The organism is Anaerostipes sp. (assembly GCF_018381315.1).
GTDB lineage: Bacteria > Bacillota > Clostridia > Lachnospirales > Lachnospiraceae > Anaerostipes.
Window position 1 is genome coordinate 1 of the sequence record NZ_JAGZSD010000021.1, and the last position, 13,718, is coordinate 13,718.

A 13,718-nucleotide genomic window follows, 5' to 3' on the forward strand; every position below is an offset into this window, starting at 1 on the left:
ACGTATGGAGCTGACTGTTACTAATCGGTCGAGGCTTTAACCAAGAAAGAAGGTAAGGAAGAGGTTTGATGAGAGATTCTGTATGTAGTTTTGAAGGTATATGAATAGTTTAAGTCCAAAAGGCAGAGACTAGGAAAGAATGATCCTCGATAGCTCAGTAGGTAGAGCGCACGGCTGTTAACCGTGTTGTCGCTGGTTCGAGCCCAGCTCGGGGAGGTCGAAAACACTTAATGAAGCCGAGCCGTCAGGCGAAGGGTGAATTTAGTGAGAGACCCGCACGGAACCTTAATGAATGCGAGCGGAAACGCGAAGCATGAATTTAGTTGACGGGCGTATAGAGGAGCAGAAGCTCTCTATAAAGCGAAGCGGGGACAAAGAAAGGACCGTGAAGCGGTCAAAGGAACAAGGCTCCATGGTCAAGTGGTTAAGACACCGCCCTTTCACGGCGGTAACACGGGTTCAAATCCCGGTGGTAAGGCATGGGACTGCAACTCCCTGATCACCAGTTCAAATCTGGTTGGCGCCTTTTATTTTCATAACGCGGGGTGGAGCAGTCTGGTAGCTCGTCGGGCTCATAACCCGAAGGTCGTTGGTTCAAATCCGGCCCCCGCAACTTTAAAAAGAATCTATTTTATATAGGTTCTTTTTTATTGCATAGGGAAGTGATATACTTTTATCTGCAGAAAGTATTGAATTTAAAAAGGTGGCAGGCGTATGTATCGTATTGGAATCTGTGATGATGACAAAGTGTTTCTGGATCATCTGGGACAGAAAATAAAAGAAATCATGATAGAAAATGGGCTGAAATACGGAATTGATTTTGAAATTGAACAGTTCAGCGAAGCATTGCAGATGAACCGTATTATACAGGGAGACAGGGATCACTATCAGCTCCTGCTTTTGGATATCGAATTATCAAAGGAGAACGGTATGGAACTTGCGAGGGCATTTCGTAAACAGCAGGTTACATGCAGTATCATTTTTATTACATCCTATCGGGACTACGTGTTTGACTGTTTTGATACACAGCCGCTGTGGTATTTATTAAAACCTATTGATACCGAAAAATTTGAGGAAATCCTATTATCTGATTACCGGAGAAGTTATGCTGACACACGGCTGGCCGTTAAAATAGGAGGAAGGAATCTGGCAATTCCATTTTCTGATATCTATGCGCTGGAAGCTACACAGCATCGTACCAGGATATGGCTTTTTGATGAGTTTCAAGACTGGAACGGTGCATTGTCTAAACTGAAGCCTTTAATGCCGTCATACAGCTTTTGTCAGTCTCATAACAGCTATATGATAAACTTAAGCCATGTCATAGAGATACAGAGATCAGATGCAGTTATGGATAATGGGAGGGCATTCCCTATCAGCCGCCGTTATTTTGACCACACAATGGAGAAATATTTTACTTACCTTAAAATATAACAAAAGATAAAACGCTCTCATTTAGAAAATATAGAAAATGACAGCGTTTTACCTTTAATCTTTAGTTTCAGGCATAAGCAGTGCAGTGCGGACTATGAAAGTATCGGCTTCCTGTTTGATCTGCAGCTTACTCATATATTTCTTTGCTATGTCAGACATGGCCTTTATGCCATAGCCATGACCTGCACCTTTTGTACTTTTGAATAATCCTGTCTCTTGATTTATTAAGACATTTCCATTATAAGAATTAGCTGTCTCGATGAACAGATAACGTCCGCGCACATGCATGGTCAGCTCAATTCTGCGTTTTTTCTCTTTTGGAAGCACGGATACAGCTTCAACTGCATTATCCAGCATATTCATAAGCAGAGTACACAGATCACTGTCTTTAATTGAAATATCTGCGGGCACTTCCACATATGTATCTATTTGAATATTTTCTTTCTTGGCCTTTGACAGTGCACGCGTTACCAGAGCATTGATGGTTGGATGGCGGCATATCCTTATGGGCAGAATGCTTTCTGTTTCCTTGGTCAGTTCCTCCAAATAATTTTCTAAACGCTCTTTTTCGTTCCCATGACTTAAATCCAGCATAGTATGCAGGTGGCGGAGCATGTCATGGCGCATAACAGCTATCTGTGTGCTGTTCTCCTGTATGCTTTGAATATTTTCCAGCATCAGCTGATTTTTTACGGACATCACAGCAAGTTCACTCTGTGTGTCTGCCGTCTTCTTTACAGTCAAAAAGAAAGAGATACAGCCTGCAAGGAGAAGCATAGTAATGCCAATATACTGCAGGGCCAGGTTTAGAAAGGTGATCGGATGTTGAACAATGCTGACTAAGACAGAGTCATTTCGTGACAGTGTGAACACCAGGAATGCGAAAGCAAATCCGGCAATAACAGCAAAGAAACCAGGTGTAAACAGGCGGTAAATCTTATTTTGATCTCTCCACTCCATAACAGAAAAAATACACAGGGCCAGCAGCGGAATATAAAGAACACAATCATATTGACAGGATGAAATGACAGCAAACACTGGAAATTTGCTTAATATATGAAGCAGGAGTGAAAGTATCAGCGGAACCAGCAAAAATGGAGCATACCATTTTTTCCAGCGCCTCATCTGCGTAAACATATAAAGCATGGGCAGTCCGTAAGCAAGCGGTATCAATAGTTCTATAAATATAATATTAAGTGAAAAATGGGAACTGAAATAAAATTCAAAATCAAGCAAAGTCCTAAATGCCTGCAGGAGTGCTGCCAGCATTAGCATCAGGATAGAAAATGATGCCTTTGCATAATAGAGATTATAAAAAAACATTCCAAGCAGAAGAACTGCAATTGTCATATAAGCAGCTGCAGGCATCGAAATCCGGTTTGAATCGCTGACAAGCAGCTGTGTCAGAATGGACTCGCTTGACAGGCGGATCATGGGCAGGCTGCGGTATTCCACTGCTGTATTATAGGATACAGCTATCGTCAGCATTTTTCCTCCATAGCCGGGAGGCAGTGACAGACGCACATATTCACCGATGCCCGGAAGTCCTTTATATTTCTTGGGAAATTTAACATGTCCGATACGGTTGTCTGCATTTGGGTTTATTGTGTACAGCAGCTTATCATCCAAAAATACACTCTGCTGAAAGGATAAACTGTCTAACTCCAGAATTGTATATCCGCTGTTTTCCAGTTTTTTATCTAAGACTTTTGAGAGATAAACGGTTTCGCCTGTGCTGTTGTACAGTTCCTGCACTGTGAGCTTGTTTCTTTTTCCATCTCTTATTGTATAAATATTCCATCCTTTGTTATTCTCAAACTGCGGTGTGAGAAATACTCTGTCTGCACTTGTATGCATATAAGAATATAAAAATCGAACAGCCAGTAATATCAGCACTGCATATAATAATAAAAATCCTAATTTCTTTATTTTATCCAAAAAAAGATACCCCCTTTCCTAATAGGATATCAGTAAAGGGAGAGACAAATCAAGCCGGTTTCATACCAGTTAGGGGCAATTTTCTGCAAAGTGGGAAGTACTTATGGTATCAGCCAGACTGGGGGCTGTAACCCATATAACAAATTTATATATCAAACATTGAATACCATATTAAAAACAATAGGATTTTTGGTATAATAATTCTATGACATCTGCAGAAAATAACCGGCAGGATCATACAGGGGGGAAGTTTGTGAACAGTATTAATAAAATGGAGACAAAACCGATGTTTCCTTTAATTGTATCAATGGCTGTGCCGCCGCTTATTTCTATGTTCATGCAATATACATATAATTTCGTTGACTGTATGTTTGTGTCATGGATCGGAGAGAAAGCATTGACTGCGGTGTCATTGGCATTTCCGATAACTACTTTAATGGTGGCCATGTCTATTTGGATAGGTGTCGGTGTAAATGTATTGATTGCTGACAGCCTTGGGCAGAAAAATCAGGATAAAGCTGACAGAGTCGTAACAAATGGGATTATCCTTTCTGCTGTTATGGGAGCGCTTATTATAGCAGTGATACTTCTGATTACAAAGCCATTTTTTGCTTCATTTACAGATGATCCGGAGATTTACGGGCTGGCAGTAAGGTATATGAGAGTCTGTGCTTTTTTAGAGATATCCAATATGGTACATATTTGTATTCAAAAGATTCTTCAGGGGACAGGAAATATGATTGCACCTATGTGTTTTCAGATTGCAGGAGTGGTGCTCAATTTTATCCTTGACCCTATTCTTATTTTCGGATACTTTGGATTTCCGAAAATGGGAATTGAAGGAGCGGCCGTATCCACTGTATGCGGATATACGTTTTCTATGATTTTAGCCTTTTATGTATTGATATTCAGAAACCAGAAGGTCAGGATGAAGATAAAAGGATTCAAGATTGATTTTAAGATTTTAAAAGATATTTTTGTTATTGGATTTCCGTCTTTTGTTATGAATGCCTTAGGTGCATTTATGACGTACTTTACAAATATATTTCTTGTTTTATATTCTACTACTGCAGTTGCATTTTTTGGAGCATATTTTAAGCTGCAGCAGATAGTGATTATGACATTAAACGGACTTATACAGGGATGTATTCCGGTTATGAGTTATAATTATGGCGCCGGGAATAAGCAGCGGCTTTATCAGGCTTTTAAGTATGGCATGGAGATAGGTATTGTTCTTACCGGTGCAGGCATTGTAATCTTCTGGATGTTTCCGGAGCAGATTTTAAGGATTTTTAATGCCTCTGATGAAATGATGTCTTTTGGCATACCTGCATTAAAGATTATGTGTACAAGTTATGTGTTTGCAGCAGCAGCCACTATGACAGCGTCTTTTATGCAGTCCACAAAGAGAGTAGGATTCAGTCTGCTGATTAATATACTGCGCCAGCTGGTTCTTCTTCTGCCTTTTATGTGGCTGATGTCACATTTTATAGGTATGAAAGGAATATGGTGGTCATTTCCCGCAGCTGAAACGATCACTGTAATATTCAGTTTCTATCTTTACAGAAAATATCCGGTAGAATTTTCCGGTAATGCTGAACGAAAAAAAACGATTGTCTATAAAAGGAAAAAAATTGAATGATACTGCTGTTTTGTATTGCAGAATTCCATCTCAGCAAGTATAATCAAAAAAAGATAAAAAACAGACAGGAGAAAAGAATATGAGTATACGAATTGGTATTTTAGGTTATGGAAATCTTGGACGAGGCGTTGAATGTGCAGTACGTCAGAATCCTGATATGGAATTGGCAGCTGTATTTACAAGAAGAAATCCGGAGGATGTATCCATTCTTACTAAGTCTGCAGCGGTCTGCAGAGCAGAAGATGCGGCAGAGTGGAAGGACAAAATTGATGTTATGATCCTGTGCGGAGGAAGTGCCACAGACCTTCCGGTCCAGACACCGGAATATGCTTCTATGTTTAATGTAGTGGACAGTTTTGATACACACGCAAGAATTCCGGAGCATTTTGCCAATGTTGATGCAGCTGCAAAACAGGGAGGAAAAGTAGGAATCATTTCTGTAGGCTGGGATCCGGGAATGTTTTCATTAAACAGGATGTATGCCAATGCGATTCTTCCGGATGGAAAAGATTATACATTCTGGGGAAGAGGTGTCAGCCAGGGTCATTCTGATGCAATCCGCCGGATCGAAGGTGTGAAAGACGGAAAACAGTATACAATTCCTGTGGAGTCAGCGCTGGAAGCGGTAAGAAATGGAGAAGATCCTGAGCTTTCCACGAGAGAAAAGCACACAAGAGAATGTTTTGTTGTCCTGGAAGAAGGGGCAGATGCTGCTAAGATAGAACAAGAGATCAAGACTATGCCGAATTACTTTGCTGACTATGATACAACAGTACGCTTTATCAGTGAAGAAGAACTGAAAAAAGAGCACAGTAAAATTCCTCACGGAGGATTTGTACTTAGAAGCGGAAAGACCGGATGGGATGGAGAAAACAAGCATTTAATCGAGTACAGCCTGAAGCTGGACTCTAACCCTGAATTTACATCCAGCGTGATTGCAGCTTACGCGAGAGCAGCCTATAAGCTTTCTAAAGAGGGGCAGACAGGATGCAGAACGGTATTTGATATTGCACCGGCATATCTTAGTGCAAAAACAGGAGAAGAACTGCGCAAAGAATTATTGTAAGTTTCATTATAAGTAAAAATACAAATTCCCCGGAATCCAAACGATTCCGGGGAATTTGTATTTTTGATTTTACTAATATGTTCTTTTACAGGTATGGTTTTCTTAAAAATCAAGCATGGTTTTTCCTTCGCCGCAGCAGTTTTCAAAGTCACGGATGAAGTCTTTTACCGCACCCTCAGCAACCTGGTTGAATGCAAGGGTTTTTAATGTATCCGGATTCACTGTGACAGATCCGATGCCGAATTTACCCATCTCAAGAACCTGCTGAGAATTCTTAAAGGAAGCACCAAGTACCTCTGCATCATATCCGGCTGCTTTTACCATAGTATGAATGTCCTTTGATATCTGAACGCCGTTGTAGCCTAAGTTGTCCAGACGGTTTACATAAGGGGCAAGGAACTTAGCGCCTGCCTTAGCTGCCATAAATGCAGGCATCACACCGTAGATGGCAGTAGCAGTAATGTTAATACCCTCTTTGCTTAAGATAGAAATTGCTTTTAAACCATTGGCAGTAACAGGAACTTTGATGTACATATTTCCGCCGATCGTATCTGTCATATACTTAGCTTCTTTTACCATGTCATCGGTTTCTGTGGAAAGTACCTGTGCATGCAGCATGGCTTCTTCCGGAATTAGGGCACGGATTTTCTTTAACTGATCCATAGGATCCGGATTTCCTGTTTTGCCTAAGATCGTTGGGTTTGTGGTAACTCCGTCATAAGGATATTTAGCATAGAGTTCCTCAATTTTTGTCAAGTCTGCGTCATCAATTAAAATTAACATAATATATCTCCTTTTTGTAATTTATAGCTGCTTTATAATGTGTAACAATGAAAGTAATGAATATGCCGGATTAAACAGTCAGGTCACCGATGATATCCAAAATTTCTTCCTTTGTCTGAGCTTCTTTTAATTTGGTTATATTTTCTGCCTCACAGATCACTTCAGAAAGCTTCATGAGGATATCTAAGTGTGTTCCGTCTTTTCCTGCAACTCCCATAATGATATATGCGGTATCATCGCCGTACTTAACCCCTTCAGGTACCTGAATAAAGGATATGCCGGACTCTTTTATGTACTTCTCAGAACCATCGATGCCATGAGGGATAGCTACGTTATTGCCGATGTAGGTAGAGATGACGTCTTCTCTCTTGTGCATACAGTCCACATATTCAGGGTCAACATAACCCTGTTCCACCAAAACTTTTCCGGCCACGTCAATAGCGTCTTCCTTATTTCGGAGGCGTTTGTTTAAAACAATGTTGTCTGCGTTGAAAATCTTATTCATGATGTTCTCCTTTTTTATTGAGGTGTTTGATACGTTTTCTGGTTTCTTCCTTGTCCCTGTCGTTGAGCAGCGGGGATACACAGATGTATTTATCATCGCCTAAATCCAGAGGGACTGTGGAAATGATCAAATCATACAGAGAAAGATTTTCTTCGGAAAGTTTGTGGAGTGAAATGATCTTTTCCACATCAATCTCTGCAAATTCTCTTTCCAAGCGGCTTCTTAACATCTTGGAGGAACCCATGCCTGATGCGCATACGACCAGGACTGCAATGGACTTTTTGGTTAAGAACTCCATCGAAGCAATAAAGTAGATGACGATATATCCTATCTCGTCATCCGGCACCGGGACGGAGCTGTGTTTGAAGACTTCTATAAAACTTTGCTTTACAATGTCATAGAGCTTTGGATGGGATTGGTAGATGTCATCATTCAGAGGATTGGAAACATTCATTCCGCTTCTGATGCGCTCCAAAGCCATATTAATGTGAAGCATTAGATTTTCGGCAAGGTTTTCATCTTCACTGTACGGAAAACCAAACCGTTCCTCTACCTTGGCAATCATCTGGGTGACCAGATCCAGCTGTTTTAATATGCTGGAATCATTTGAAACATGATAATGGGTCCGGCCCGTATATAAGTTGATCATCCAGTTGAAATAATTCAGCTCTGTGTCATAGAGCTGTATTTGGAATTTATGTTCCAGTAAATGTTTGATGCTTTTGTAAAGCTCCTGTTCCGGATTGGGTATATCCACTGAGAGCTTCAGTTCTTCCCCCTTTTTATCAACCAGAGAATGTCTTTTGATAAAGATACATAAGAGAAACAAAAATTCCTGAAATTCTTTATCTGAAATATTGAGTCTCTTTTTTGAAATAAGAGGATTCAGGAAATCATAAATCACAGCGAGAGTATCCTCGTAATCCCATTGGATCAGCAGATCAATAAAAGCACAGTTTTTGTACTTTTTGTTCTTCATCCACTCAAAGAAATTATCCAGGGGAATATTTCTCAGAAGTATGCTGATCAGCAGGTGCCTTTTCGATATTTCCTTCCCTTCCAGTATAACACCTTCGCTGCGTTTTGTAATCAAGGTAATATCATCATTTTCAAGGAAATTCTGCAGCTGGCGCAGGCTGTTTCTTATCGTTTGAGTAGACGTATTTAAGTCAATAGCCAGTGACTGGGTCTTTACATAATCATTCTCATGAAGGAGCATGAGAAGAATCAAATCGTTCCGTTCTTTTGCAGAATAGGTCTGTTCAACCTTGGAATCCTCAAACAGGGATTCGAGCCGTTTCATGTTATGCAGAGAACCATAAATCTGCATTCCTTTTCCGGATTCAGATTCCAGCTTCAGGTCACAGGACTCCATAATCTCATTAATCTCCGGCATCTCACGGTAAACGGTCCGTTCTGTGACTCCCAGCTCCTTTGCAATCTCAGAAACTTTCACATAACCGGTCGCATCCAGTAAATATTCTATTATTTCTTTTGCGCGGTCAGAAATAACCATGTCTTCACCTATATTCCTCTCTATGATAAAATCATATATTGCTTTTAAACAACAGGGCCTCTGATTTCAGAATATAATGTATCAGTCATTTTTAAAATACCTGAAAGATCTTCAGGTGCATTTTTAAGCTGTTCGTAAAATGCCGTAATATACCTGCCGCAGGGCTCATCCGGTGATATATGGCATGTTTTTTCGAGAAGCTCAGAAGCAGACTCATTTGAAACATTGTAAAGAGCAGCAGCAACGGCAAAAGACAGACAGACCGGAAGGATTCCCTGCTGTTCACAGCCGCGCAGAGCTCCGGCCAGCCGGTCCTTTGGCTTCAGCTTCCGCAGAGGTTCTCTTCCCACACGATCCACAGTATCTTTTAAATAAGGATTCTGGAAGCGCAGAAGCAGGTCGTCTATATGAGCTTTCAGTTCAGAAAATTCCACTTGATACTTTTTTGAAATCATCATGGCACTTTCTATCATAGCACCTTCTACGAGTTTTCGTATATAAATATCACCAATACTTTCATCAATATAGGTATATCCTTTTATTTTTCCAAGAAATGCAGTTGCGGCATGGGCCATATTATGGATGTAAAGTTTGCGTTCCAGATAAAAGGAGAAGGGGCTGTAGGGCACAATTTTTTTATAATCAGGGATCGGGTTTTTAAATGCATCCCGGTCTACAGGCAAAAAATCGTACTCTTCTACGCAGATCCGGAGAGGATCCCCCTGTTTCATTTCTTCTGTCATCACAGGAACCATGCGTCCAATGGATGTTTCCACAAGCCCCAGGCTATGGTTCATCGTCTCTTTATGCCGCTTTGGCAGCGCAGACAAGATGCGTTCTCTCAGGAATTGATCGGCATCCATCAGGTTTTCGCAGATCAGAAGATCCAAAGCATTGTCAGGATCTTTGTCCCATCGTTTTGTGAGTCCTTCACATATGACAGGTACGATTTTTTCCAGAACACTGACGCCGACTGAGGTGGCCAGCAAATCTGCAGACGCTATTTCAGCACTGACAGCAGAAAGATTCTTTCCGTCGACAGCCCGGATGTTTTTTATCCACACGGTTCTGCCGTGTTCTCCCACAATTTCCTGGGGATATGTCTTATCCTTATTGATGGTATTTACAACATCGTCATTTACATCCACAAATACGACTTCATAGCCGGTTTGTGAGAGCAGGGCACCGATAAATCCGCGTCCGATGTTTCCGGCCCCATACATAACTGCTTTCATTTTGATTCCCTCCCAAAATACCGGAACAGGGCATTTCCCCAGAAGGAAACGCCCGTTCCAATTGCTATGCTGATTATTTGGACAGTACGAAATGTACTTGGCCTAACGGTTTTTTAAACGTTCAACAAGCTCATCATATTCAGGAGCCTGAAGATAGTTTGTGATGGATAAATGCTGCTTGTTTGGCTGTGCTGCTTTTGCAGTGCCGGTTAATTCTTTATGTGTGATAACTAAGTCAGTGTCGTCCGGAATCTTGGAAATTGCTGTATTAATAACGTCCACCGGAAGATCAGCGGCTTTTACTTTTTTCTTAAGAGCTGCGGCAGACATAGCACTGGAACCCATACCTGCATCACATGCCACTACAATTTTTTTGACATTTGTAAGATCCAAACCTGCAACACCTAAGGAAGCATCATTTGTTACAGCCTTAGAAGCATCAGAAGCGCTGGATCCCATTGCTTCTTTTGGAATTACAGACGGCCCCAGGGAAACTTCTCCTTTTCCTTTTGCAACCATTCGTTTTACAAAGAAGGCATTGATTACAAAGGATACGAGACAGGAAATTGCAACTCCTGCAATCACACCGAGCATCGAACTTTTCGGTGATAGTGCCAGGACGGAGAAAATACTGCCGGGAGAAGGAGTCGCCACCGTTCCTACATTCAGCAGCGTAAACGTACCTGTTCCCGCGATACCGCCGGCAATCATACCAATGATTGTCAAAGGATTGGCCAGTACATATGGGAAGTAAACTTCATGGATTCCTCCAAAGAAATGAATGAGGATCATTCCAGGAGCAGCTTCTTTCATTTCTCCTTTTCCGAAGAACCAGTATGCAAGCAGAAGACCAAGTCCTGTTCCAGGGTTAGGAACTAAAAGGAATAATGCGGAATGTCCTAAAGTTTTCACTTGTTCGTAGCCGATCGGCCCGAAAATACCGTGGTCCAATGCGTTGTTTAAGAACAATACTTTTGCCGGCTCTACAAAAATTGCAGAAAGCGGAAGTACATTATGAGCTACAATCCAGTTTACACCGTTTGTCAGCACCTGTGTAACTGTATCCATAACAGGTCCGAATACAAGGTAAGCAACACAGCAGAGGATACCGCCGATGATACCTAAAGAGAAGTTATTGACGATCATTTCAAATCCGCCCGGGATTTTTCCATCAACAGCGGCATCAAATTTTTTGATGCACCAGCCGGATGCAGGCCCTAAGATCATGGCTGCAAGGAACATTGGAGTTCCCGGTACTGCAACGATGGCACCGACAGTAACAAGGGCACCGATCACTCCGCCTCGGTCGCCTCCCACCATTTTACCTCCGGTATGACCGATCAGGATTGGAAGCAGTGAATTTAAGATGGGGCTGATTAGGTTTGCAAGTTTTGCATTTGGTGTCCAGCCTGTTTCAAGGAAAAATGCGGTGATTAAACCGAATCCGATAAATGCGCCGATATTTGGGATAACCATTCCCGCCAGGAATGCTCCGAACTTCTGGAGCTTCTGGGAGAATGTTGTCTTTTCATGTTCCATACTATAACTCTCCTTCTTTTAGATAATTCTCATTAATAATCTCAATGAATTCTTCTTTTGATGCGGCAGATAATAGTTTTTCACATTCTTCTGGTTTGCAGAGAATATCAGTGATCTGCATTAGTTCCTGTATGGTGTCTTCTTCCCTGCATGCAATCCCGATTACATAGATTACTGTCTCTCCGTTATAATCTATTCCTTCAGGAAAATGTGCGATGCAGATGCCGGACTTTAGTATCTGGTTCAAAGAACTTTCAGTCCCGTGCGGGATGGCGATACCGAACCCTAAATATGTATTGTGTTCAAGCTCGCGTTCCAGCATGCTGTCTTCATATCCGGGCATCACATATCCGTTTGAGACAAGCAGTCTGCCTGCGATTCGGATTGCGTCTTGTTTTGCCGCACTTGGAAGTCCCCACTTTATGTTGTTTTTGAATTCATCATTAAGAAGTTTGCCGGCCATGCTCACCTCTCCTTTGTTGTCCGGCAGCCATTTCCCGGTTGGCTGCCGGCTGTTATAAACGTTTATCTGTATTTATCATAGCTTATGTATTGTACAGATGTAAATACGTACTAATGCTATCTTTTTCATCGGAAGCTGTGACATAATTTTGTTTCAGACAAGATCTTCAGAAAGAAAAATAAAAATATGAAACGGCCTCACTTAGGTTAAAGTGAAGCCGTTTCTTAAATTCTTAATCTTATTTTACTTTTCCTGTAGAGTTACGGATAATTAACTCGGGTTCATATTCCAGCCTCATGATGTAGTGATGCTTGGAAAGCCCATCCTTTTGGGCATTTTTCTTATAAATAATATCCACAGCCTCTTTCCCTTTAAAGGCGGCTGCATGTTCGATTGTGGTAAGTGAGATCTGAGGCATGCCTGACAGAGGGATATTATCAAAACCGCAGACTGAAAAGTCTCCGGGGACTTTGTACCCATGGTCAGTGATGGCAGACATAATGCCGAAAGCCGTCATATCATTGTTGCCGACAAAGGCGGTAGATTTAGTATTGTTTTCCAAAGCCTTTGAAACCAGATTATAGCCGTTCAGATACTCGGAATTGTCCGGTGTGTATCTGGAATAAGTAGAAAACTTAGAGGAGAGAACTTCTATATTATTTAAATCCATATTGTAAGCCTTAAAACTGTTCTTTAATCCCTCAAGTCTGTGGAGCCTTCCAATCTCCTTTTGTTTGATCGGGGCTGAGACAAAAGAAATATGAGTATGGCCCAGTGAAATCAAATATTCCCCGAGTATAAACCCGGGCTTCTTGCTGTCCAGCTCAACGGAATCAAATCTTGAACCCTCCGGTTTGTCACCGATGGATACCATAGGAACAGATTTAGACAGATGATTTATTTCTGAGATTTTGGATGAAGGAGGATATAAAAAGATGATGCCGCTTAAGTCAAAATTAGACAGCATTTTTATGTAGTATTCTTCCTGGGATACATCACGGATCGTAGATACAGAAAAGACAGTATATCCATATTCCCTGGCTCTCTCAGTAATGGAATGAATCAGCATAGAATAATATCCGTTGGAAAGAATAGGGCAGATAACAATAATAGTTTTAGAAAGAGCGGATGCTTTTTTCAGAGAATTTTTCTCCGGCTTTTTATACCCCAGCTCTTTTGCAGCTGCTTTTACCTTATCCACTGTTTCTTTTGAAAAAGATACATGAGGCTTGCTGCTTAAGATCATGGAAACACTGGACTGGGAAAGTCCCGTGTACTCTGCAATATCCCTCGTTGTGACCTTATTTCTCTTTCCCATATTTCCCCCTCCTGTAAAATGGAAACCCCCTGACGGAACAATGACCAAATATCTTCGATTTATTTTGATTAATAAAAATTACTAATTGAAACTTTTTATTGATTATTAATATTATACTAATGATTAATAGCAAACACAAGGAAAACAGGGGAAAGAGTTTATATTATAAAATGTAAAACAAAAAAAGGGCTGTTAATCAATCGGTTATGATTAACCAAAAGGGAAAAGAAACCGCATAAAATCGGCATTTTCCAGGTTTGACAGGGCAAAATTATTATG

11 protein-coding genes and 3 tRNA genes are annotated in these 13,718 nt (G+C 41.0%); 6 read left to right on the top strand and 8 right to left on the bottom strand.

The window, feature by feature from the left end:
* Window positions 1-143 precede the first annotated feature (143 nt).
* The 4 genes from KH180_RS13900 to KH180_RS13915 all read left to right on the top strand — a co-directional run bounded on the left by KH180_RS13900 (window position 144) and on the right by KH180_RS13915 (window position 1,434).
* Window positions 144-216 (top strand) — tRNA-Asn (locus KH180_RS13900).
* A gap of 197 nt (window positions 217-413) precedes the next feature.
* Window positions 414-472: transfer RNA gene (locus KH180_RS13905), tRNA-Glu, on the top strand.
* Between the two features lie 67 nt (window positions 473-539).
* A tRNA-Met gene (locus KH180_RS13910) sits at window positions 540-613 on the top strand.
* Between the two features lie 101 nt (window positions 614-714).
* Window positions 715-1,434, top strand: a complete 720-nt coding sequence (locus tag KH180_RS13915) for a LytR/AlgR family response regulator transcription factor (RefSeq protein WP_290761335.1) — start codon at window positions 715-717, stop codon at window positions 1,432-1,434.
* A 54-nt stretch (window positions 1,435-1,488) separates the two neighbouring features.
* Here the strand turns inward: KH180_RS13915 and KH180_RS13920 are convergent, their stop codons facing one another.
* Window positions 1,489-3,372 (bottom strand): sensor histidine kinase, encoded by a 1,884-nt coding sequence (locus KH180_RS13920; RefSeq protein WP_290761337.1) that lies wholly within the window; start codon window positions 3,370-3,372, stop codon window positions 1,489-1,491.
* 253 nt (window positions 3,373-3,625) lie between these two features.
* Between KH180_RS13920 and KH180_RS13925 the strand changes: the two genes are divergently transcribed.
* Window positions 3,626-5,014, top strand: coding sequence for an MATE family efflux transporter (locus tag KH180_RS13925; protein WP_290761339.1), 1,389 nt, complete (start codon window positions 3,626-3,628; stop codon window positions 5,012-5,014).
* Between the two features lie 79 nt (window positions 5,015-5,093).
* Window positions 5,094-6,080 carry a diaminopimelate dehydrogenase gene (locus tag KH180_RS13930; RefSeq protein WP_290761341.1) on the top strand — a complete coding sequence of 329 codons (987 nt, stop codon included), beginning with the start codon at window positions 5,094-5,096 and terminating at the stop codon, window positions 6,078-6,080.
* A gap of 102 nt (window positions 6,081-6,182) precedes the next feature.
* Here the strand turns inward: KH180_RS13930 and KH180_RS13935 are convergent, their stop codons facing one another.
* The 7 genes from KH180_RS13935 to KH180_RS13965 all read right to left on the bottom strand — a co-directional run bounded on the left by KH180_RS13935 (window position 6,183) and on the right by KH180_RS13965 (window position 13,439).
* Window positions 6,183-6,863 (bottom strand): transaldolase family protein, encoded by a 681-nt coding sequence (locus KH180_RS13935; protein WP_290761343.1) that lies wholly within the window; start codon window positions 6,861-6,863, stop codon window positions 6,183-6,185.
* A gap of 70 nt (window positions 6,864-6,933) precedes the next feature.
* Window positions 6,934-7,368 carry a PTS sugar transporter subunit IIA gene (locus KH180_RS13940; RefSeq protein WP_290761345.1) on the bottom strand — a complete coding sequence of 145 codons (435 nt, stop codon included), beginning with the start codon at window positions 7,366-7,368 and terminating at the stop codon, window positions 6,934-6,936.
* Window positions 7,361-8,884, bottom strand: coding sequence for a BglG family transcription antiterminator (locus tag KH180_RS13945; RefSeq protein WP_290761346.1), 1,524 nt, complete (start codon window positions 8,882-8,884; stop codon window positions 7,361-7,363). Before KH180_RS13945 ends, KH180_RS13940 begins: the two co-directional genes overlap by 8 nt.
* Before the next feature lie 44 nt (window positions 8,885-8,928).
* Window positions 8,929-10,119: a mannitol dehydrogenase gene (locus tag KH180_RS13950; RefSeq protein WP_290761348.1), complete on the bottom strand. Its 1,191-nt coding sequence runs from the start codon at window positions 10,117-10,119 to the stop codon at window positions 8,929-8,931.
* A 102-nt stretch (window positions 10,120-10,221) separates the two neighbouring features.
* On the bottom strand, window positions 10,222-11,658 hold the full coding sequence (locus tag KH180_RS13955; protein WP_290761350.1) for a PTS mannitol transporter subunit IICB: 1,437 nt from the start codon (window positions 11,656-11,658) through the stop codon (window positions 10,222-10,224).
* A 1-nt stretch (window position 11,659) separates the two neighbouring features.
* A complete protein-coding gene (locus KH180_RS13960) occupies window positions 11,660-12,121 on the bottom strand; it encodes a PTS sugar transporter subunit IIA (protein WP_290761352.1) in 462 nt (153 codons plus the stop codon).
* A gap of 238 nt (window positions 12,122-12,359) precedes the next feature.
* Window positions 12,360-13,439 (bottom strand): LacI family DNA-binding transcriptional regulator, encoded by a 1,080-nt coding sequence (locus KH180_RS13965; protein ID WP_290761354.1) that lies wholly within the window; start codon window positions 13,437-13,439, stop codon window positions 12,360-12,362.
* Window positions 13,440-13,718: the final 279 nt, after the last annotated feature.

Coding starts and splice junctions, on each gene's coding strand:
- KH180_RS13940 (WP_290761345.1), bottom strand. CDS start 7,368: ATGAATAAGATTTTCAACGCAGACAACATTGTTTTAAACAAACGCCTC.
- KH180_RS13935 (WP_290761343.1), bottom strand. CDS start 6,863: ATGTTAATTTTAATTGATGACGCAGACTTGACAAAAATTGAGGAACTC.
- KH180_RS13955 (WP_290761350.1), bottom strand. CDS start 11,658: ATGGAACATGAAAAGACAACATTCTCCCAGAAGCTCCAGAAGTTCGGA.
- KH180_RS13915 (WP_290761335.1), top strand. CDS start 715: ATGTATCGTATTGGAATCTGTGATGATGACAAAGTGTTTCTGGATCAT.
- KH180_RS13960 (WP_290761352.1), bottom strand. CDS start 12,121: ATGGCCGGCAAACTTCTTAATGATGAATTCAAAAACAACATAAAGTGG.
- KH180_RS13965 (WP_290761354.1), bottom strand. CDS start 13,439: ATGGGAAAGAGAAATAAGGTCACAACGAGGGATATTGCAGAGTACACG.
- KH180_RS13945 (WP_290761346.1), bottom strand. CDS start 8,884: ATGGTTATTTCTGACCGCGCAAAAGAAATAATAGAATATTTACTGGAT.
- KH180_RS13950 (WP_290761348.1), bottom strand. CDS start 10,119: ATGAAAGCAGTTATGTATGGGGCCGGAAACATCGGACGCGGATTTATC.
- KH180_RS13930 (WP_290761341.1), top strand. CDS start 5,094: ATGAGTATACGAATTGGTATTTTAGGTTATGGAAATCTTGGACGAGGC.